This window comes from Nitrobacter vulgaris (genome assembly GCF_031453995.1).
GTDB classification, from domain to species: domain Bacteria; phylum Pseudomonadota; class Alphaproteobacteria; order Rhizobiales; family Xanthobacteraceae; genus Nitrobacter; species Nitrobacter vulgaris.
The window spans coordinates 33002-54608 of sequence record NZ_JAVDPZ010000019.1 but is presented as its reverse complement, the minus strand read 5'-3'; the positions used below and the strand labels follow the sequence as shown (position 1 = coordinate 54608).

16 protein-coding genes and 3 pseudogenes are annotated in these 21607 nt (G+C 57.8%); 10 read left to right on the top strand and 9 right to left on the bottom strand.

What is annotated here, in order from left to right:
• Window positions 1–174: 174 nt before the first annotated feature.
• Window positions 175–1428 carry a cytochrome P450 gene (locus GGQ85_RS12695; RefSeq protein WP_309774822.1) on the bottom strand — a complete coding sequence of 418 codons (1254 nt, stop codon included), beginning with the start codon at window positions 1426–1428 and terminating at the stop codon, window positions 175–177.
• Between the two features lie 149 nt (window positions 1429–1577).
• Window positions 1578–2186, bottom strand: coding sequence for a hypothetical protein (locus GGQ85_RS12690; RefSeq protein ID WP_309774821.1), 609 nt, complete (start codon window positions 2184–2186; stop codon window positions 1578–1580).
• Window positions 2187–2407: 221 nt separating this feature from the next.
• On the opposite strand from GGQ85_RS12690, the gene GGQ85_RS12685 reads away from it, so the two are divergent.
• The 3 genes from GGQ85_RS12685 to GGQ85_RS12675 all read left to right on the top strand — a co-directional run bounded on the left by GGQ85_RS12685 (window position 2408) and on the right by GGQ85_RS12675 (window position 7686).
• The gene (locus tag GGQ85_RS12685) at window positions 2408–5251 is read left to right on the top strand and encodes a peroxidase family protein (protein WP_309774820.1); all 2844 of its coding nucleotides are present in this window, start codon (window positions 2408–2410) and stop codon (window positions 5249–5251) included.
• Between the two features lie 929 nt (window positions 5252–6180).
• Entirely contained in the window at window positions 6181–6969 is a 789-nt protein-coding gene (locus GGQ85_RS12680) for a nodulate formation efficiency C protein (RefSeq protein ID WP_309774819.1), read from the top strand.
• A gap of 402 nt (window positions 6970–7371) precedes the next feature.
• Window positions 7372–7686, top strand: coding sequence for a hypothetical protein (locus GGQ85_RS12675; protein ID WP_244553412.1), 315 nt, complete (start codon window positions 7372–7374; stop codon window positions 7684–7686).
• Between the two features lie 52 nt (window positions 7687–7738).
• Here GGQ85_RS12675 and GGQ85_RS12670 read toward each other — a convergent pair whose 3' ends face one another.
• Window positions 7739–7942 (bottom strand): hypothetical protein, encoded by a 204-nt coding sequence (locus GGQ85_RS12670; protein ID WP_309774818.1) that lies wholly within the window; start codon window positions 7940–7942, stop codon window positions 7739–7741.
• 339 nt (window positions 7943–8281) lie between these two features.
• On the opposite strand from GGQ85_RS12670, the gene GGQ85_RS12665 reads away from it, so the two are divergent.
• A complete protein-coding gene (locus tag GGQ85_RS12665) occupies window positions 8282–8632 on the top strand; it encodes a hypothetical protein (RefSeq protein ID WP_309774817.1) in 351 nt (116 codons plus the stop codon).
• A gap of 309 nt (window positions 8633–8941) precedes the next feature.
• On the opposite strand, the gene GGQ85_RS12660 is transcribed toward GGQ85_RS12665, so the two are convergent.
• A complete protein-coding gene (locus GGQ85_RS12660; protein WP_309774816.1) occupies window positions 8942–9388 on the bottom strand; it encodes an NUDIX hydrolase in 447 nt (148 codons plus the stop codon).
• Between the two features lie 421 nt (window positions 9389–9809).
• On the bottom strand, window positions 9810–10271 hold the full coding sequence (locus GGQ85_RS12655; RefSeq protein ID WP_309774815.1) for a hypothetical protein: 462 nt from the start codon (window positions 10269–10271) through the stop codon (window positions 9810–9812).
• A gap of 353 nt (window positions 10272–10624) precedes the next feature.
• Between GGQ85_RS12655 and GGQ85_RS12650 the strand changes: the two genes are divergently transcribed.
• Window positions 10625–10843: a VOC family protein gene (locus tag GGQ85_RS12650; protein WP_309774814.1), complete on the top strand. Its 219-nt coding sequence runs from the start codon at window positions 10625–10627 to the stop codon at window positions 10841–10843.
• Entirely contained in the window at window positions 10809–11066 is a 258-nt protein-coding gene (locus GGQ85_RS12645) for a VOC family protein (RefSeq protein ID WP_309774840.1), read from the top strand. Before GGQ85_RS12650 ends, GGQ85_RS12645 begins: the two co-directional genes overlap by 35 nt.
• 799 nt (window positions 11067–11865) lie before the next feature.
• Here GGQ85_RS12645 and GGQ85_RS12640 read toward each other — a convergent pair.
• On the bottom strand, window positions 11866–12057 hold the full coding sequence (locus GGQ85_RS12640) for a hypothetical protein (RefSeq protein WP_309774813.1): 192 nt from the start codon (window positions 12055–12057) through the stop codon (window positions 11866–11868).
• A gap of 677 nt (window positions 12058–12734) precedes the next feature.
• Between GGQ85_RS12640 and GGQ85_RS12635 the strand changes: the two genes are divergently transcribed.
• The 4 genes and pseudogenes from GGQ85_RS12635 to GGQ85_RS12620 form a co-directional block, all read left to right on the top strand.
• Window positions 12735–12989 (top strand): hypothetical protein, encoded by a 255-nt coding sequence (locus tag GGQ85_RS12635; RefSeq protein WP_079448348.1) that lies wholly within the window; start codon window positions 12735–12737, stop codon window positions 12987–12989.
• 191 nt (window positions 12990–13180) lie between these two features.
• Window positions 13181–15514, top strand: a complete 2334-nt coding sequence (locus GGQ85_RS12630; protein WP_309774812.1) for a Tex family protein — start codon at window positions 13181–13183, stop codon at window positions 15512–15514.
• 227 nt (window positions 15515–15741) lie between these two features.
• Window positions 15742–15846 (top strand): annotated as a pseudogene (locus GGQ85_RS12625) (phosphate acetyltransferase); the annotation flags it as partial.
• Between the two features lie 5 nt (window positions 15847–15851).
• Window positions 15852–16213: pseudogene (locus GGQ85_RS12620) on the top strand (hypothetical protein); the annotation flags it as partial.
• Window positions 16214–16818: 605 nt separating this feature from the next.
• Here GGQ85_RS12620 and GGQ85_RS12615 read toward each other — a convergent pair.
• The 3 genes and pseudogenes from GGQ85_RS12615 to GGQ85_RS12605 form a co-directional block, all read right to left on the bottom strand.
• A complete protein-coding gene (locus GGQ85_RS12615) occupies window positions 16819–17025 on the bottom strand; it encodes a hypothetical protein (RefSeq protein WP_087881223.1) in 207 nt (68 codons plus the stop codon).
• Between the two features lie 14 nt (window positions 17026–17039).
• Window positions 17040–20690 (bottom strand): glycogen/starch/alpha-glucan family phosphorylase, encoded by a 3651-nt coding sequence (glgP, locus tag GGQ85_RS12610; RefSeq protein ID WP_309774810.1) that lies wholly within the window; start codon window positions 20688–20690, stop codon window positions 17040–17042.
• Window positions 20690–21595: pseudogene (locus GGQ85_RS12605) on the bottom strand (hypothetical protein). The gene glgP and the pseudogene GGQ85_RS12605 overlap by 1 nt, the downstream one beginning before the upstream one ends.
• Window positions 21596–21607 lie beyond the last annotated feature (12 nt).

The window sequence follows — 21607 nt, the reverse complement described above, 5'->3', positions numbered from 1 at the left end:
CGACGTGCGAGCAAAACGCCCAACCGGTGGCTTTGGCGCGCTGATCATCACCACTGGCGATGGCCGCGTTGCACGGGGCTCGTCGGAACGTGCAGCCGCAAAGAAGAGCAGCGTCCAACGAACCGAAACGGTATTCACCGTGCATGCAGCTCCCGCTAAGGGCTCGCGCCCCGTTTAAGCCTGCGCGCGTGCCCCGTGCCCGATGACGAAATGCTCGGCGAAAGGGCCACCGGCCATGTCGATGTGCCCGGCATCGCCCTCGATCAGCCGGACGCCAGGCAGCAGGAGAATCTGCCGGATCGTCTCCGGAATGATCGCATAGGCGACGAATTGGCCGAGGCATTCGTGCGGTCCAAAGCCCGTATGCAGATAAGATGTGCGGCGGCGGACACGAAATTCGTTCGGCTCGGGGAAAACACCTGGATCGAACATGGCCGAGCCAATGCCGACCGCAATAACCGACCCGGCCGCCACCGTGGTCTCGTGTGGGCTGCCCGGAGCGAGCACCGCCCGTTCGGCGGCGACGCGGGCGACGAAGGTGGTCATCGGGTTAAACCGCAGCGCTTCCCAGACGATTGCGTCGAATGCTGCGTTATCCGAGGATCGAGCCGCTTCGATCGCACGCACGGTGACGTCGTGACGCAACAGGATCTGCTCGGTGGCGTTAACGATAGCTTGCGACGTCGTTTCGATCGCGCCGACCAGCAGGCCACAGATGTTGCTCACCACCTGCTCAGTATCGAGGCCAGAGAGACCGCGCGAGGTCATTCGCAGCAAACGCGAGACGCTATCCTCGCCTTGCGCGTCGCTCCAAGGCTCACGTTCAGCAAGAAACGTACGAATCCACGTCCGCATCTCGGCACCGGCCGCGTTGCAGGCGTCAAGCAGGGAGCGGTCGTTTGTCGGGTTGTGGAACATATCGGCCTGCGTCGCCCACGACCAGCGCAACATGTGCTCATCGTCCGGCCCCGGGAAACCGAAGCTTTGCTGCACGACGCGCAGCGGCACGAGTCGGGAGACGGTCTGCACGACGTCAACCGTAGGCGGCGGCACGGCGGCGAGGGCTTCGGCCGCCGTGACTGCCGCTAGCGCACGGATTGCCGGCACGTCCTCCCAACGGAGCAGCGCGCGCATCACTGATTTGTCGCGCCAATTCTCCACCGCTCCGTCGCGAGCCAGCATGAACGGACCGACTGAGTCGTCCATATGCGGCGCGTAGGGCACGCGGAACGTCTCGTTACGGGAAAGCGTATCGACGACGTCCGACCAGCGCGCCAGAACCGTGAAGGGCGGCAGTGTCATGACCGGTCGGTTCTCGCGCAATTCGCTGAACAGCGCCCTCCAGTCGCGTCTGAGCCACTGATAGAACAGTTCGGTGCGGGCGGGATCGTTTGCGGGCAGAGCATCGAGCGCTTCGAGGAATGGCATGACGTCGTCACCAATTGCTGTGGCCAGAAGGCAAAGCTTGTGCCGATCGATTGCACAAGGGCAGATCTCAGAACTAGATCATGGTGGGCGCGTAATGCTTTCAGGCCGAATCAAATATTCCATACCTGCTTCGGGCTTGTCCGCACAGTCTAGAACACCGGCTTGGTTGGTGGATTATGTGGATCCTGAGGCTCTATGTTCACCTCATAGGCCAAAGGCCGAGTGGTAATGATTTGGAATCTGCCGTTGACGATTCTCATGGAATAGAGACCGGCGCTGGCGCCCCTCGGCGGTATGCAAGATTTGGTTTCGCCGACGCGACGGGTGTTCAGATCGACGGTTCTGAAGGTGCTATGTTCGTAATCGATGTTGTCCTTGGTCATGCGCGCTGTGCCGACCGCTTTCCCGAAACCTGCATTAGAGTCCTTCACGCACGCGCCATGATTGCCGACCTTGCGCGACGTCACATCTTCATAATGGCACGATCCGTCTCGCGATTTAGACCACATCTTGTGGGCATATTGCAGTACGCCGCCATCATACTTGATAAACGCGAGCGCCAGGCATTGGTAATGGCCGCCGACCCGCTTGGAGCGCGCATCGACGTCTCTAACCTCGCCATAGTAGACCGGGTCGCCCGTCTCCTGCGACCAGAGCTTGAGATGCGATACAACCTCGGCAGGGTCGGTGATAGTCTGCGCAGCAACACTCGACGACGCACCGGCAATCGCAATGATCGAGATCAATGCTCTCCACATGATCTATCCTCTCTTATAAAATCATGCACTAAGTTCTCACGGTCTTCGGACTTGAGCAAGAACTTCGGTATCGCAAGCCTAGAGCGGTAAACAAAAGCTTGCCGAAGCGAAAACGCCGGTCGACGCAGTTGCTGTTCGAGAAGTTGCGCGGGCTCGGATATGACGGTACCGTCGTTGGCAGACAGTCGCTGTTTGCATCGGGGCCCGGTAGGAGAAAAAATATGCGCCGGTCATATCTCGTTATCGGAAGCATCATCTGCGCAACCGCGATGGTTGCGAGCGTGGGAACACCAGCGCCTGCGCAGGAGAATAGGCTGGATGATCTTGGGGTTCTGCGGGCGTGCATCGCCCTCGGCCTGCAAAGCCTGGATGAGGAGAAGCCGCTCCGCCCGATCGCGACGCAACGCAGCGAGCGCTTCCAGGGGAAGGTCGCGGAGACGAACCGCCTGATGTGCCGCGGCGGATCAAGTGCGGTTCAACAACGGCCGACCCCGTGGGTTGACTGGTCGAACTATTTCGGCACCGCCTCGAAGAGATCGATGCTCGACGTCCGCGACCAACGCGGCATCACCGGCGCCTTGATCGATCTCGAATATCAGCGGATGGAGCTGATTAAATTCAATTTGTTCGACAATAAGACCTTTGCGCAATATGCCGGTTCTCCGACCGGGCCGGTGCTAAAAAAGTGGAGCGAGATGCGGCTCGAGCCGACGCATCCAAGCTTCGCCAGCGTCGGCGGCACTGGACCGCAGCGCTGCGACGGAGACTTGATCCGCCATCGCACACTGACCGGCATCTGCAACGACATCGAGAATCCCGCAATGGGAGCCAGCGGGCAGCTTTTCGCCCGCAACGTGGAGTTCGAAAGCACGTTTCCTGATATCGGCGCCAACGAGCTCGCCAAGAATCGGCACGGCGACCGACTCGGGTTGCTAAAGCCAGATCCGCAGCTGATTAGCCGCAAGCTGTTCACGCGCGACCAGACCGGGGCGCGGAATTGCAATCAAGGGCATGGCGCGTCCGATTCGGTCGACGCCGACTGCCCATACCGCAAGGCGCCGTCCTTCAATGTGCTCGCTGCCTTCTGGATCCAGTTCATGACGCACGACTGGTTCTCGCACCTCGACGAGTCGCGGAACGATCAGTCGCACATCATGACAAGTCTCGGCTGCGCGACGCCGGAGGCGGTCCAACTCGGCTGCCGCCCCGGCGACAAGATGGACGCAGCACTGATCGCCGACTCCACCGCTCCCGCAATGTTCAAGGCCGCGGAGACTGGGACCGAACGACCCGCGCGGTCCTACAAGACGACGCGCAACACCGTCACGGCCTGGTGGGACGCGTCGCAGATCTATGGCTACGACGAGCGCTCGGAGCGGCGCGTCAAGCGTGATGCGGCTGATCGCGCGAAGTTCGACATGAGGCCAGGTCACACCGGTGAGAAACTTGGGTATTTGCCTGTGTTCGGGAGCGCGTGCCCGCCTGGGGCGACGACCGGACAGTGCGACCCGATTCAGCCCGAATGGGCCGGCCAGGAAGCTACGGCCTTTCCGGACAACTGGTCCATCGGCATGAGCTTCTATCACAATCTGTTCGTGCGCGAGCACAACAGCTTCGTGGATGAATTTCGCAAGCAAGCGGCACTCACGCCGAACGCCGACTCGGGTCTGCGCAACCCCGCCAATCCGCAGCAAGTCATCACCTATTCGCAAGTCACGCCCGAGGAGCTCTTCCAGGTGGCGCGGCTCGTGGTGTCGGCCGAGATCGCGAAGATCCACACAATCGAATGGACGACGCAGCTTCTCTATAACGAGCCGCTATACCGGGCGATGAACTCCAACTGGTCCGGCCTTATCGATCAGGACAAATATCCCGTGATGAACCGGATCGTCGAGCGCATCCGCGACAAGTTCAGGGCGTCAAGCGACCCCAGGGACGCCAACGTGCTCGCATCGGCGGTGTCGTCGGGACCTGGGATCATCGCGACCGGCGCGAACAAGAAACTGGTCGACGAGGGTACGGGAAAGTGGGACCCGAAGATCGTGAACGGAGGCACCAGCCATTTCGGTTCGCCGTTCAACTTCCCGGAGGAATTTCCGACGGTCTACCGCTTGCACCCCCTCGTGCCGGACCTGCTCGAATTCCGCCAGATTGAGAACGACCCGAACCAGATCCGTAAGAAGGTGGCGGTCATCGACACCTTCCGCGGCAAGGCGACCGCCCGTATGCACGACGGCGGACTGGCAAACTGGGCCCTGACGATGGGCCGCCAGCGCCTCGGTCTGCTGTTCTTGCGCAATCATCCCCAGTTCATGCAGAACCTCGATCTTCCCCCGCGCCTCGACACCAAGATCGACGTTGCCGCTCTCGACCTCATCCGCGACCGCGAGCGTGGCTTGCCACGCTTCAATGAACTGCGGCGGCAGATCGGTCTGCGCCAGTTGACCAGCTTTGAGGACTTCATCGACAAACGACCTGACGTCTCCGAGGCGGACAAAAAGCTTCAGCGGGAACTAGTGGATTCTCTGCGGGCGATCTACGGCACGCACAAATGCGACGTGAGCAAGCAGATCACCTCAGCGCAGCGCAATCCCGACGGCTCGCCGATCAACGACTGCCTCGGCAATGCGAATGGTAGCGAGGTCGACAACATCGAGGATGTCGACATGGTGGTCGGATGGCTCGCCGAGACGACCCGCCCGCATGGGTCCGCCATCTCAGAAACTCAGTTCCAACTGTTCATCCTGAACGCCTCGCGCCGCTTATTCAGCGACCGGTTCTTCACGTCGAGCTACCGCCCAGAGTTCTACACGACCTTCGGGCTCGATTGGGTCAATAACAATGGCCCCGGCGGCAAGCGGATGGAGCAAGGCGAGCCGAACGGCCACGAACAGGAGGTCGCTCCGCTTAAGCGCATCCTGCTACGCAACGCCCCCGAGCTAGAGCCCGAGCTCAGGCACGTGATCAATACGTTCGATCCGTGGGCGCGCGATCGCGGCGAATACTACTCCCTCGAGTGGAAAGCGCGCGTAGACGCAAAGAGCGATCCGTCATTCAAAAAGTGACCCAGATCGCAGTGCTCGTGAATGCTTGGCAGGTCCGGTCGCACCAATCGGACCTGCCTTTTCGTTGCGCGCGTGTCACTCGCGGGAAGCCGGCGCCATCCTGGATTGGCCGGACGACCTCGCTGGACGAGAGTGCTGCGTTGCGCTCGCTTTCTCGCTTGCACAGGACATGCTCGTTCACCCTCTGACTTTGTTTCGTTCTCAAAGAACGAATCAACATCGCCATACAACCCGGCGTAACTCCTAACAGTCAGTGAAGAAGCCATAGAACCATTATCGCCCACATTCGCGAAAGCGACCGTTGGCGAAGCCTCCAGCTCACCAACAGGACGGCTGAGACTCCCGTTGACCAAAAGCACGACCTTGATCGCACTTAAGGAGACGAGATCTCTCCACCGCGCCATTTTATCAAACACTTGTTGGCTAACTAGCTCGCGCGAGACACGCGTCGTTGCCTTGCGCAAAACGCGCGATCTGCTAAACCGCGCGTTTTGCGATTGAAGGAATGAAGATTTGCCCAGGAAGAAAACAGCTGTTCGCCGCGAGTGGACGAAGGACGACGTTCGCACTCTTAAGGCGCTTGCGAAGCAGAAGGCAGGCGTAGCCAAGATTGCAAGAATGTTGAAACGAACACCGGGCGCAACGGCAGCCAAGGCGCATACCATAGGTGTGTCGTTAAGCACTCGATAGTGGTGCCAGCACTGAGCAACGGCTTAGATACTCTTACTCGTCCTGTTCATTCTTACGGTTGGGCCGCTTGGCTTGCGTCCGACGTTTGGGCATCCAAATGCTGAGCGATTACTGGCATTCTCTGTGCTGGGGTTTGCCTTCTCTCCTGCTTATCCCCGTCGACTCATTGTCATCTTAATTCTGCTTGCGGGGATGAGGCACGGTCAGATTGATTGCAACTCGCTGGGCGCAAAAATCCCATGATTCATCGTTGGCTGTTACTCTTTGCTACGTTCGCCATAACAGGTGTCATTCTTGATCGTGCATACGCCGAAGATGACGTGTTGATAAAACGCGTCAAGACCACGTGGCGGGCGCAAGATGGAGCGACGATAGACGATATACTGTCCCGCGCAGCCAAGATTGCCCATTTTGTCCCGAGAGGTTGGGAAGTCGGTCAGAAACATGACTCTGAAACCCCCGTGGTCTTTTCGTGGGCCAGAAGCCAAGGCGACAAGCCTGACGACGCATATACAATCTCTTGGAATATATCGGCCAAGGGCGACATGTCACTTGGCCCACCTTACGCGAAGACAATGCAACTCGGCTGGCAACCGTTCGCATTGTCTCTCATTGCCAGAGAGATGGCAGACGAATACCCGCAGCCTAACGTTGCCTTTTTACATGACACGTCCAACTACGACTTTGTTGTTACGGCGCAGGGTGAACTAGGCGATCTTCTGAAGAAAGGACGCTGCACAATAGGCGATCCTGTATCTCTCGACTACGTCGTTCTACCCAAGGAGGCCCCCAAGGAGGATGTTTGGCGGCTACAGATTTCGGTAAATTGCGAGATCGCCGGCCCGTCATATTTTACGCGCGACGGCGTCATTATCTTCAAAAAGACGAATAGCGACCCATGGCAGCCGGCATCATTTTTTGCCCGTCGCATCGCGAAGTATCCTCCCGGCCATTGGTTCGAACAGGTCGAACCGGATGAGCAAAAAGCGTTTGATGCGGTCCGCAAAGCGCTCAAAGGACCACGGTAGCGGTGAGAATCGGCATGTGCCGGACTTTTTTCTTCTTCCGGATTGTCATGTTACTCAGACACCACTCCGCATCCGCTCGTTCCTGACGATTGTCGTTCCTCTATTTCCTTTAGGTCTTGCGGTTCTCGACGCCGACTGTGTGGCGTAGGTACCGAGATGCCGAGTGATTGGAGCGTGAAGATCATGGGCACGCTTGTGTTCCAGCGATCATTCAATCGCGCGTCACGAGGGTGATGCAACTTCCACTCACCCTTGCAGGAGATAATAACGCAATCCTGACTGCTTGCATCATAGTGCCGTGTTCACGCCACCGCGAAAACAAAGAAGCGGAGCACACTACCGGGCGGCGCCCCCGAACGCTGAAATTGATCCGGTTACCGAAAGACGAAGAGAGCGCTTCCAATGAGTACGACATCACTACACAAACAAATTGCCATCACGCTCGTTGATAACGCGGTCAACGACGGCTTTATCATCTCCATCAACAACGGGGACGAGACGATCGTGGACCAGTCACGGAATAGCGGCGAGATCATCGGCGCGATGTTTCATGCCGAAATGGACACGCTCACGCTAAACGTTGAAGAGCGGCGCGTTGGCTTCATCACTTTAATCTACGACAACGAAAGAAACGGGCTCGATGTGATCAGCGATCACACTGACATCCCCCACATTAATCGTCTGGTTGAGCACACCATGAGGGAGTTCGAGCGCTGACCTCTGCGCCGCGTATCTCGTCGGTGATTCCACGCGCGCCAGCGGCATTTTGTCAAAGTTCGCGACGAGCGGGCTTCTTGGTTTCGCTGGCCTTACGCTTGCGCGGCTGTCTTTGCTCGCCGATCTCGGCAAACGGATTTGGCAGCATTATTTTCATCTCGATCAGACGAGACGCGGGAAAATGACTGCGGTCGGCCCGCGATGTGTGGCGTCGCGCCGCCATCCGATCAGCTAGATCATTCGGGGTACTAAGCATCGCGATGCTCCACGTGCGACACTTGAAATGTAACTCTCGCGCCGGAGATTGGGAGTTCAGTATTGCGTGATCGATCGGTTCAGGCAGCACCAACACCACCCGGTCCGTCGGTGCCTGGCATCTTCCCGGACTAACCAACCCCGATCGCGCAACGCGCCGCAGGGACGTGAGATATCGTGCGCTTGGGTCATTCTAAGCACCCTGCGCAGGCCCGCCCTGTACGCCTCCATATTCGAATATGAACAGATGTTCAGCCACTTAGCGCAAATTCTGGGTGATGCGCCGGAACCCAAACCGTCCGGGTTGATTAGCTCTCCACACGTTGAAGGGAGTTTTCTTATGAAGAAGTTGATTGCGGCAATGGCGATCGGAGCAGCTGCATTGTTAAGTGTTTCCGCTGCAAACGCAGCAAATCAAAAGGGCCTGACCGAGGTCGCCCAGTTGTCAACCGGCAGCAAATCACAACATCGGCACTATGGACACTCTCATGGTCGTCAGCACTACGGCCACCGCCATCACCGGCACTATGGCCAATCTGGCCATCGTTATTACCGTCAGCAAAGGGGCTACGGCTACGCTCCTCAGTATTATGGCGGCGGCTATGGTGGGCCAGGTTACGGTGGAGGATATGGTTATGGTGGGCCGAGCATAACGTTTGGCTTCGGCGGAGGTGGATACAACGGCTGGTAAAACAAAAGCCCGCAGCGATGCGGGCTTTTTACATCAACGCCCTTAGGGACGTACAGGCGAGATCGCTATGAAAAGGATCATGGTCTCAGGCTTGACCACTTTCTTCTCAGCCATTCCGTTGCTTCCCGCTTCGTAGAAGCGGGCGTGGATGGCGACGTACAGAGGCAAGGACAACGCCAGCGATCACGCACCGGCCTGGATCAAGCTAAACTTATGAAGCCGAAAGGGTACACCAGAATCGATCGTCCAGTTACCACTGCTCATTGGTCATAATAGATAAATCCGAGATAGTTGCCGCCACGATCACTCTCATCGGCCGGCCGGAGAGATTTGACGACTCATGAAGGCATTCACTGCCAGTAGAGTTGTTGGTGTCAGCTTCGATTGCATTTTCCTAATGGCGTCTGGATAAACTATCAAAAGTTTGCCTTCGGTAATCACTAAGGCGTCGGTCGGAACATCATAAGCAACGAAAAATTCCCCTTTCAGGTGACCGCCCGCCCTCTCCGGATCAGCGCCGTCCAAGCTGAATAGATGTTGAAATCGTTCGGCAGGGATATGCTGGCTGATTTCTTCGGCGATCTCTCGGACAACACACTCCAAGAATGTTTCCTCGCCTTCCCTGTGCCCCCCGAAGAGGCCGACTTTTCCGGGTTGAATGATGTGGGGAATATTATCGCGCTGCTGCAGGAGCACGTTGCCGTTAACATCGATCAGGAGCGCCGCTGCGATTTCGCGGGTATAGGAATTGTTCATCGAAAACCTAAGGACAGGACTTTACGACTTCGGGCTATGTGAAAAGCTGCACACTGGGGCGACCGGCGAGTTCATGGACTGCAATATTGGGCGTGACAGACAAAGCCAATGCGGTTCATCAACAAGCCGCATCGCTCGGATATGCGAGTAAGGTTTCATCCAGACTTCATCCAGAAAATCCGTTTCATCTGGAGGGACGAATTTGGGAACATCCGAGTTTCGTCCAGAGGGTTTCTGGACGAAACTCGGTTCTAAAAACACCATAAAAATAATTCGAACGGTCACAACATGTTCTGCGTAAAGACTCGCAATATACAACGCTCGCAACGAGCGTGAGCCGGCAGGTCCCGCTGAGCTTGCATGGGCAATATCTCGCGTGAACCCATGGCTAAACTTCTACCCGCCGGCTCTCATGGCCGTATCAATACCAACCATAGGGCTGGTAACAGCCGTTCCACCCGTACCCGTAACCGCCCCAGCCACCACAACCATAGCCATACGGATAGCCACCGCCCCAGCCACCGTACGGATAGCCCCAGCCCCCGCCCCAGCCCCAGCCACCGAGGCCAACAGCAACAGGAAAGCCCCATCCCCAGCCGCCGCGCCGCCATCCCCAGCCTCCTCCGGCCCAATGTCTACCCCCCCAGCCCACGCGCCTGAACCCGCCGCCGGCGAACCCGCCTCTAAACCCGCCGGGCATCCCCATTCCAAATCCACCGCCCCGAAAACCGCCAAATCCGCCGCCGCGGAAACCACCGCCTCCAAATCCGCCGCCACCCCTGAAGCCCCCTCCTCTCTGCGCCGACGCCTGATCCGGCACCAGCGTGAGAACCGATGCGGCGATTGCTACGCCACTCAAGATGGTCAACACTTTCTTACGCATTGCACACTCCTTCGGGTTGAGCGTTTCGCACTTGCATCAGGCCGGCTTTGACTGCGTCAATGGCCCAGTACGATCCGCCCAGGACGAACACTCGACGTGCAGTCACACATCTCCCGGCCGCACCAATAACGTTAGCACTGTTTTCTCGTTCCTGCGCGGGTAGATCGCAGGTCGTGGTCCGATGGCGACTTCCGGTCTCGGCCCGCGACCTCGCGCACGAACCGGCGCAGTGAAACATTGAGCCAGCCTTGCCTACCGTGTGGTGGGGCGAGCTGATAGTCTCGCAAAAGCGGTGAGCCGGATGCCAGTGGTTCGCGCGCGGAGATGTGCGGCGCTAGTGACGCGGAGTGATGATGATACTCAATCCGGATCATATTGCGATTGCGGTAGCAGACGCTGGCCCGGCGATCGACTTCTTCGCTCTTCTTGGCTTCAGAAAGGATCACGTCGCGATAATCGACGGCGGACTCCCTGCCCGCTACATGGGCATGCCGGACATGAAGGCGCAGCACATCACCCCCGCTCTCGAAGGAGCCGATCCTCAAATTCGAGATTCAGCTTCTTCAGTTTGAACCCACCCCAGGGGCCGATCCGGGTGCGCACCCAACGAACCTGCGACGACGAGGCTTCAATCATCTCGCCTTCCGCGTCGACGACCTTGAGGCAACCACTGCACACCTCGTGGCTAGTAGCGTGACGGTGCTCAGCGACGAGATGAACTACGTCAACCGAAAGCTGCGGCTCTTTGAGGGTCCCGAGGGCATCACTGTCGAGTTGGTACAGCGGGACAGCTAGATGCTTCTAGCTTGGACCCCAAGGCACGTCGGGTACTGGCATGTCAAAATCGCGAGCGTCTAAGGGCGGAGCGGCTGGCTCGTGCGCCCGTCGAGCCACCCTCGTCTCCGAAGCGAGGCTGAAGGCGAAGCGGTAGCTTCGCGTCCCTTTTCTCGCGGTACAATCCGAGCTAGGTTCTGACGATCCGAAGACGTTACCGGCATCAAGAGAAACGCCCGATGCGAAGGAAGTTGATCGCTACGGCCCTGTTCGGGTTCACTGCTTGGGCGATCGTCACGTTTGCCATGATGGTAGCGAAGTGGACCAGCCAAGTGCAGTCCAGATCCAGCGTTACTCACACGAGCCCTAGGTGAGGGTCGCAGAGCCAGAATTAAACTCTCTGATCATGCCCTTCTTGAGTGCGTCGGATGCAACCTGGTCACAGCCTTGTGACCCATAAATTTGCAACCAGGGGTTCAAAAGCAACGATAGCAAATCGGAGAATGCGTATGTCAGACGCAACGGGAGTAGGCAGCATTTCGGGCGGAACGCTCGACGCCGATGCGAAGAAGAAGACGGGCAAGACCAAGGAGCAGCTCACCGAGGAGAAGTGAAAGGAGCTGGACGAAAAGATCGCGAAGAGCGGCGACGCGAACATGGCGACGCGAACATCAAGTACGCCAAGCCGGGCCGCAGCGACATCTGGCCGTAGGATTGCGCGCTAGGGACCCCGCCATCCCCCGAAGGCCCTCGACCCTAGTCGTGCACGCCGCCAGCTCCTTAACGGGCTGGCGGATTTCGTTTGGGGCGCAGCTCATCCCTAGGGCTGTGCTTGCGTTGCGGGGTGCGGCGGATTCTCGGCGGACTTATCGTGCGTGTTGTGGCCGGGGGAGATCAGCAGGAGGCCAAACAGCACCAGGATGACCACCCCCGCGATAGCCCAGCGGGTGGCTTTGGTGCGCTTCGCATCGCTTGTTGCCCTGGGAGGCTCGTCGTTATTGGGGAATGCCATGGCTGCGCTCCATGCCTGTTCGGGATAGCAACCTCACCGGGCCGTGACCGTTCCCGGAAGGCCGCACACGGGCGCGTGATAGTCGCCTCCTCTCGTTACAAGGCTGCTAGAGACATTCTGCGAGGAGATAAACGGCGGCGCGTCGATTTAGAAATACCCGCATGTCGGTTTGTCAAAGACGGGACACGATAGTAAGCCTCTCGATCGGAGAGATGTTATGTTGAAAGGATCAATGATCGCTGCGGCGACTGCCGTTTCTGCGCTGGTGACGTTTCTGGCCATGCCCGTTATTTGTCCTTTGGAAGGCGCTCCGTCTTGGCTGGGCGTGTTAGTCTCAAAGTGAGCCGGAGGGTTTGCCGCCCGTCCATTTCAATCCGAGCAACGATTCCGTGCGCCGTGCAAGTCGGTATCCTTCATAGCCTAGTCGGCTTATCCGGGGCCGCTGCGCGGCGACCTCATAGACCACGACGAGGATGTGCGCCTCACGACGCGGTACTTCGACCTCCTCATGCCGTGCGCCATCGCGTGGCCGATGCTCGGCTTCGGGACTCAGTCGTATTGGTGCTCCGCCTCCCGCAGCGAAAGCACGCAAGGGCCGCAGACACAGGATTTCGAGGTTTACTAGCCGGACTCAACGAGGTACGCGTTCTGCCTTGTTTAAACGGAGAACGGCTCCTATGAAGAGACTCGCGCTGAGCGCGCTTATTGCGTTTGCGGCCGCGCCGGCGTTCGCCGAGACGGTGGTCCATCACGAGGAATACTACGTCATCCGCGATGCCGCGACGAAGAAGTGCACCATCGTGGACAAGAGGCCAGCGACCACCACGAACATCCCGACAACCCCGTCGACTATCGTCGGCCTCGGCGTCTTCAAAACCCGGTCAGAAGCGGAGGCCGGCATGAAGAAGATGGAGGTTTGTGACGACGACTAATGCGCTTCGCTAGGATTTCGACGTATCGGATTCGCACTGAAATTGTGGCCACGCCCATCATTGCGATCGAAGTTCGTCCCCAGACTAATTTGTTTGTTCCAAGAGGTTGATCAGTCAGTCGACGGTAGTTCATAAGCGTCATTTCGCGGCGAGACATTTTTATTCGTCGCGATGGTTCAGGATGATGGCGCGTGGCAAACATCAATCGACGGATCGCGGACGAGCTCGGCGTTCACGAGCAGCAAGTTGAAGCGACGGTTGCGTTGCTCGATGGGGGCGCAACCGTTCCTTTCATTGCTCGTTACCGGAAGGAAATCACGGGTTCCCTGGATGATGCTCAATTGCGGGCACTCGAAGAGCGTTTGAATTATCTGCGTGAACTCGAAGACCGTCGTGCCGCGATTCTCAATTCGGTTCGCGAACAGGGAAAGCTCGACGCCATATTGGAAGCAGCAATTCTCGCTGCCGATAGCAAGGGGCGTCTGGAAGACATTTACCTTCCGTTCAAGCCGAAGCGCCGCACCAAGGCTGAGATCGCCAGAGAGCGCGGACTGGAGCCGCTGGCTCAATTGCTGTTGGCGGAACCGCAGAATGATCCGAAGACGGTAGCAGAGCCGTTCGTAAACGTCGACAACTCGATCGCCGATGTCGCGGCTGCGCTGGACGGCGCCCGCGCCATTTTGGTGGAACGTTTCGCGGAAGATGCCGACTTGATTGGCGTATTGCGGGAAAGGATGTGGTCGAACGGCCTGATGTCATCCGCCGTGCGGAGCGGCAAGAAGACCGAGGGCGGAAAATTCAAGGACTATTTCGAATTCAGCGAGCCGCTCACCAAGCTGCCGTCACATCGCATCCTTGCAATGTTTCGCGGTGAGAAGGAGGATATTCTCGACCTTCAGATATTGCCCGAACCAGCTACGGCTACGCCAGCTGCGGTCAGTACCTACGAATTGAAGATCATGCAGCGTTTCGCGATTTCCGATCGTGGACGGCCCGGCGACCAATGGCTAATAGAAACGGTGCGCTGGGCCTGGCGGACCAAGATTCAGGTTCATCTCAATATCGATTTGCGGATGCGGCTTTGGAACACAGCCGAACACGAGGCGGTACGTGTGTTCGCGTCGAATTTACGCGACCTGTTGCTCGCGGCGCCAGCGGGCGCACGCGTTACCATGGGGCTCGACCCCGGATTCCGCTCCGGAGTCAAGGTCGCTATTGTCGATGTGACGGGCAAGGTGGTGGCCACCACGGCGGTCTATCCGCACGAGCCTCAGCGGCAATGGGATGCGGCACTCGCCACGCTCGGCAAGCTCGCCGTTCAACATGGCGTTGACTTGATCGCGATCGGCAACGGTACGGCGTCGCGCGAGACCGACAGGCTCGCTACGGATCTGGTAAAATCCCTACCCGATATGAAGATGTCGAAGATCGTGGTGTCGGAAGCCGGCGCATCGGTTTATTCAGCGTCGGCTTTTGCGTCAGAGGAATTGCCCGACCTCGACGTCACGCTACGCGGGGCGGTATCGATTGCGCGGCGGCTACAGGATCCATTGGCCGAGCTGGTCAAGATCGATCCGAAGGCGATCGGCGTGGGCCAATATCAGCATGATCTTGGCGAGAGTAAACTGGCTCGCTCCCTTGATGCGGTGGTCGAGGATTGTGTTAACGCGGTCGGAGTCGATGCCAACACGGCGTCTGCACCGCTCCTCGCACGCGTATCAGGAATCGGCGCAGGGTTGGCGCAAGCCATTGTCCAATACCGTGATAACAACGGGCCGTTCAAGGCACGTAAAGGGCTAAAGCAGGTGCCTCGACTGGGGCCGAAAGCGTTCGAACAATGCGCCGGCTTCCTGCGGATCACTGGTGGCGATGATCCGCTCGATGCCTCGGGAGTCCACCCGGAGGCCTACCCCGTCGTACGCAAGATTCTTGCTGCCACCAAAAGCAACATCAAGGCGCTCATCGGAAACACGGATATCCTCCGCCAGATCAAGCCGCAGAGTTTCGTTGATGACACCTTCGGTCTGCCGACCGTGGTCGACATCCTCCGCGAGCTCGAAAAACCCGGCCGCGATCCTCGGCCGGCGTTTAAGGCCGCGGTCTTCAAAGAGGGAATCGAGACGCTCAAGGATGTCAAACCGGGCATGATCCTCGAAGGCGCCGTAACCAACGTGGCCGCCTTCGGCGCCTTCGTCGACATCGGCGTCCATCAAGATGGGCTGATACACATTTCGGCGATGTCGAAGTCTTTCATCAAAGACCCGCGCGATGTCGTCAAATCAGGTGACGTCGTCAGGGTGAAGGTGCTGGAGGTAGATGTCGCCCGTAAACGGATCGCATTGACTCTCCGCCTCGATGATGAGCCCGGCGGCATGAGCGAGCGGCCAGCGCAAGGCACCCCAAAAGACAAAAGCCGGCGGATGACGTCGACACCGAGCAAGCCGCATCAGCAATCCGGCGGCGGAGCGCTTGCTGAAGCTCTGAGGCGCGCTAACGAGAAGAGCGGAAACGGTAAGACTAAATAACCCTACTGCGCTCTCTGCTGTCCGCCGAAACCATGCATTTCATCTAGACAAATCGGAGCTAATGCTTCGAGATGACCGCTGCGCGCTGAAGCTTTCCTCCAAAGCGCAAGCAAATCATTTTCAAGAAATCGAGGCCGAACGCTCCGGACCTAGCTGACTTCAAAAGTGGAGAGCCGAGGCGTCGCCCGAAATCAATCCGTTACGGTCAGATGGATCGAGACAGATTCTTGACGTCTCGTGCAGACTCGGCGCGCGCTCGGATGGCCTCCTGCGCGGTCGCGGCTCTCTACGCGAATGCAAGGCATCAACGGGCTCCAACAGTTTCCGCGTGATCGCTATGGATACTATCCTCGTCGTCAATGCAGGCTCCTCAAGCGTCAAGTTCCAGATCTTTTCGGTCGAGGGAGAGGGAGATCTGCAACGCCAGATCAAGGGCCAGATCGATGGCATTAGCAGTCGTCCTCGCCTGCGGGCGAGCGGTTCCGACAACGAACCTTGGCTGACCGCGTCTATGCCGAGGGTGTGCGGCGTTACGGATTTCACGGTCTCTCATATGAGTATATCGCGAAGACTTTGCCGCACGTCGCGCCCGAGATCGCCAACGGGCGGGCAATCGTTGTCCATCTCGGTAGTGGAGCCTCGATGTGCGCGTTAAAGGGTGGACGCAGCATCGAGAGCACGATGGGATTCACGGCGATGATCGCCCAGCACACCCTGTCACTGTTGATGGAGAGGCCATCGCCGAATGCCAGACATAACAATGTGTCGTGATACCAGAACTCCGCGACACCAACGCTTTCCTTGAAGCGCAAGAAAGACCTGATCGTCGTTGATTTGAATCAAGGCTGGAGGTGCTGGCGCTTGTCACGGTTCCCGCGGAATTGTCACCATGGCAGCTACCTTATCTGTCGAGGGCCTGTGGGAGATTCACCATGAAGGCAGGTGCAGCCCGGAAAAAGGAAGCCAAGGCCGGAAATTGCTGGAACGATTTTCAGCCTGGCGATTGGCTCAGTTCCATCGACGTTCGTAATTTACGACGGGGCTCGACTACAAGCTGCACAACACCCCGCCCGCCAGCAAAGACCTTGTGAGCCGGGTCATCGAACAGTTCCGCGCGGCAGGTTGCCACGCGCGTTAACAGGCTCCGGTCTCGCAGAGCGTCCCAGCGATAGCCAAATCGTCATTGACATCATTCCACTTCTGAAACACTTCCTTCGAGCGCCCGCGCCAGAAGGACCATGGACCGTGGCTGCGCCAGATACGTCGCCGGCCTTACGACAGGTGCGCTCTCCCAAGGGGATATATCATCGGGCGAAGCGAGCGAGGTGCGTGCGATGTTTAATGGCGTCGAGGGGGATAATCCGTGACGGCTGGGCGGCATTCTCACTATCAAACAGAAGCAACTCGAGCATGACAGCATGCTTCGAGAATATGCTGAAATTAACGCCGCCCGGAAGAACCGTCGCACCGAGAGGAGCGCTCGTACCCGATGTGACATCACCGGCGCTCATCGTCCGCATCCTGCTCATCTCTCGTCAGGAACAATTGGCCTAACGTTCCAGATGTCGCGGCAGTACTCCCGGATCGAGCGGTCGGATGAGAAGCGACCGACTCGCGCGCAGTTCAGAATGGACATGCGCGTCCATGCGCTCTGATCGGAGTACGCTCGACTGACGCTTTGTTGGCATTCCACGTAGGCCTGATAGTCGGCTAGCAGCATGTAGTCGTCGCGGGTGATCAGCGATTCGACGAGGGGCTGGAAGAGTGCGCGATCACCGTTCGAAAAGAACCCCGAACTGATGAGATCGATCGCTTCGCGCAGCTCCGGATTTGACTCGTAGAATTCGCGCGGCGCGTAGCCCCCAGCCTTCAATCGCTCGACCTCTGCGGCCGTCAGACCGAACAGGAAGAAATTCTCGGGACCCACGGCGTCGCGGATCTCGACGTTGGCGCCGTCCAGGGTGCCAATTGTCAATGCCCCGTTCATGGCGAATTTCATATTGCCTGTGCCAGACGCCTCCTTGCCTGCCGTGGAGATCTGCTCCGACAGATCCGCGGCGGGGTATACGCGGTGACTGTTTTTGACGTTGAAGTCCGGCAGGAACACCACCTTGAGAACCTGAGAGACGACCGGGTCCTGATCGATGGCTGTCGCGACTGAGTTAATCAGCTTGATGATGAGCTTGGCCATGCGGTATCCGGGAGCAGCCTTGCCGCCAAAGATGACCGTTCGGGGAATTTCCGCGGCGCTGGTAGCACGCCTTAGTCTGTTGAAAAGAGTGATCAGGTACAAAACGTTCAGGTGCTGACGCTTGTACTCGTGCAGCCGCTTGACCTGAATGTCGAAGAGCGAGCGCGGATCAACGATGACGCCGGTTCGTTCCTTGATGAGAGCCGCCAGCACACGTTTGTTATCGGCCTTAACGGCTTGCCAATCTTTCTGGAAGTCGGCGTCTACAGCTAACGGCTCGAGGTGTTCGAGCTCCTTCTCCAAATCTGCTAACCATCGGTCACCAATCTTCCGGGTGATCAGAGCGCTCAGGTTCGGGTTGCTCAGAGCGATCCAGCGGCGCGGCGTCACACCATTAGTCACATTGAAAAATTTTTCCGGCGCCACTCTGTAGAAGTCGCTCAGCACCGTCTGCTTCAGAAGTTCGGTATGGAGGGCCGCGACACCGTTGATCGCGTGGCTGCCTACGCTGGCGAGATGCGCCATGCGTATATACTTTCCTCCCGTCTCGTCGATCAGCGAGAGCCGCCGGAGGAGCTGATCATCGCTCGGATAACGCAGCCGAATATCGTCCAGGAAACGACGATTGATCTCGTAAATGATCTCCAAATGGCGCGGCAGCAGTCGGGCAAACAACGGTAGCGGCCATCGCTCAAGCGCTTCGGAAAGAAGCGTGTGGTTCGTGTAGCCGCAGGTCTGCTGGGTGATCGCCCAGGCCTGATCCCATTCCATCGCGTGTTCGTCCACAAGGAGCCGCATCAACTCGGCGACGGCGATAGAGGGATGCGTATCATTCAACTGCGCGGCCCAGTATAAGTGGAACTCGTGGAGCGGCTTGCCGCGCAAGATGAGCAATCGGATCATGTCCTGGAGCGAACAAGACACAAAGAAGAACTGCTGCGCCAGCCGCAGCTGCTTCCCGGATTCGGGCTCGTCATTCGGATATAGAATCTTGGTGATGGTTTCCGATGCAATCTTCTCGTCAACCGCCCGGTAATAGTCGCCGACGTTGAATGCTTCAAAATCAAAAGATTCCGTAGCTTCGGCTTTCCATAAGCGCAGCAGATTTGTGGTGGGCGCACGATAGCCTGGGACCGGCGTGTCGTAGGCGACGCCCTTGACCACTTTCTCAGGAATCCAGCGTACGCGCCAGGATCCGACCTCGTCGCGATAGCGCTCCGTGCGCCCGCCAAGCTTCACATCGAACGCGATCTCGGAGCGAATGATCTCCCAGGGATTACCAAAGCGTAGCCACTTGTCCGTCAGTTCGATCTGCCAGCCGTCACGGATCGCTTGATCGAAGATCCCGAACTCGTAGCGAATGCCATAGCCGATCGCAGGAACGTTGAGCGTCGCGAGCGAGTCCATGTAACACGCGGCCAATCGGCCAAGACCCCCATTTCCTAACCCGGGTTCCTCCTCTTGATCCAAAAGGCTCGATAAATCGCCCTGCCCCACTCGCGACAGCGCATCCTCTACTGCTCGCCAAATACCAAGATTGACGAGGCTGTTTCCAAGATGCGGCCCGGTCAGAAATTCCGCAGAAAGATATGCAACGACCTTGGCGTCCGGATTCGTTTCGGTAATGGATTCTAACGTTGCTACGTAGCGCTCCATCATGCGATCGCGAACGGTGTAAGCGAGGCACATGTACCAGTCGTTCCGTGTCGCGTATCGTGGCAGTTTTCCAAGAAGGCAGTGCAAATTCTCGATTAAGGCTGCGGCGATCGCACCCGCACCGAGTCCGGTGCGAACGTTCGTGAGAGCGATCGGACTGGACGAGTTGACTCCGGAACGACTCGCGGTTGCAGATCCCATAGGTTCGTCCTCCATGCTGGCCCAATCGCATTCTGACTCACGAAACCGGATCGCCTTTCTGGTCATCTTGGCGCACATCGATTTTTGCCGACGGAGCTCGCCGATCCAACAATCTGAACTCTCAGTTGGAAAAGCATCACCCAGCAGGAACATCGCTAGAAGCACGTCCGCCTGTTTGATCACTCGTTTTCGATAAATGTTCAGTGGATGATAAAACAAGAGCAGCGGATAACGCTCGCGCGGCGTATTCTGAAGATCCCACGGCTCTCGGCCCAGAAAGCTGTCGTCCTGAGGAATGATATCCAGCTTCTCGTCATATGGGACATACATGTTTTCCGCCGCGCGAATCCATGCTGTCACCTCAGAGGGTTCGAGTGCCGTTTTGTGCACAAGAGTATTGTATGCGTCCGGTTCTATCTTGCGCATGGATTCGACGTAGCGCAAGTTTTCGCGGACCATCAAGTTCGTGTATGCATTGTTGTTTACGACTGCATTGTATTCGTCTGGCCCGGTGACGCCGTTGATACAGAACCTGTCGCCTTTAGTATCCGAGTAGAAGCCCAAGTCCGCCCACAGACGTGCGGTTTCGACGAGCATTTCGGCGCCGTAGTCCCGCAGAAACGATTCATCGCTCGTTGCCTGCACGTACTTGCGCAGCCCGTATATAATGTCTGCGTTGATGTGATATTGTGCGGTATCTGCGGCGTAATATGCCGATGCTTCTTCGCCGCTAATGGTGCGCCACGGAAACATCGCTCCCCGGTGGCCTAACTCCTTGGCGCGGGCCCGTGCCTGAGGCAGCATCTTGTAGCGGAGTGCCAGCAGGTTCCTGGCGATGCGGGGCGAGGTGTACGTCAGAAACGGCAGAAGGTAGATTTCGGTGTCCCAGAAGTAGTGCCCTTCATAGGCCTGTCCGGTTAGGCCCTTCGCCGGCACACCCCTGTCTTCGGTACACGCCGAGGCCTGCAGGATGTGAAAAAGATTGAACCTGATTGCCTGCTGGATCTCGGCGGTGCTGCGTTTTGTTCGATCTTCTCTGACGTCCTTGATCCGAACATCGCTTCTGCGCCAGAAATCGTCCATGTACTGCTCCTGGGAGGCGAGCAAATTCTGGAAGCCCTGGCTCATCACGCGATCCATTGTCCACCCAGCACGGCTGCAGATCTGTTCGGGAGAATCCGTCTGCGAGGCGTGATAGGCCATGAATTTGGTAAGCTGGATGGAGCAGCCCGGCCGCGCTTCGATTGTGAAGGCGACTTGGCCGGAGTCACCACTATGGGCGACTTTGTAGGAATACGGCAAACGCTCTCTATCGCATGGTCAGTCGCGCATGCGAGGACGAACCGGCTTCTTTCGGTCGAATGGCACAGCACGATGCGGCGGTCTTTGGAATAGGTGGACCGCTGATGCAGCACGCGGCCTGGATGGGCTTTCGCCAGTCGTGGATCGTCTTCCCTGCTGCGAGTGCCGCGTTCGTCTGCGGTCATCTCCGAAGAGATCACGACAAAAGCTTGTGCATTGAGTATTGTTACACGATAGGAGATGGCGGTCACATGCCTATTGACGAAGGAGACCAAACGTCGGGATATAATGGACACCTGTTTGCCAGATGGAGTTTCCCAAACAATCTCCCTGTCTAGTGTTCCCGTCTTCATATTGAGTCGTCGGTCGTAGTTCAAAAGGTGCGCATGGGGCAGCCAGAACGGCTCGTCGTCGACGAAAAGTTTGATGACTTTTCAGTCGGTCACGTTACAGATCGTCTGACCAGTCCTTGCGAAACCGTAAGCTTCTTCTCCGTAGATGATCGACCACGTTTCATAGAACCCATTAATGAAAGTGCCGTTTTCAGAGTTTGGGCCGCTCTCCTCCGGGCACCCCCGTATGCCGAGGTACCCGTTACCGAACGCTAGCATCGTTTCGAGCTGAGCCCGCAATTCGGGATGAAACGCTTTTTCGACGACGTTCCATTCGTCGGCCGGATAATCGTGGGATGGCCGGCCATTGAGGCTCCACGCTGTCTTCTCATGTCTCATCGCGCAAACGTT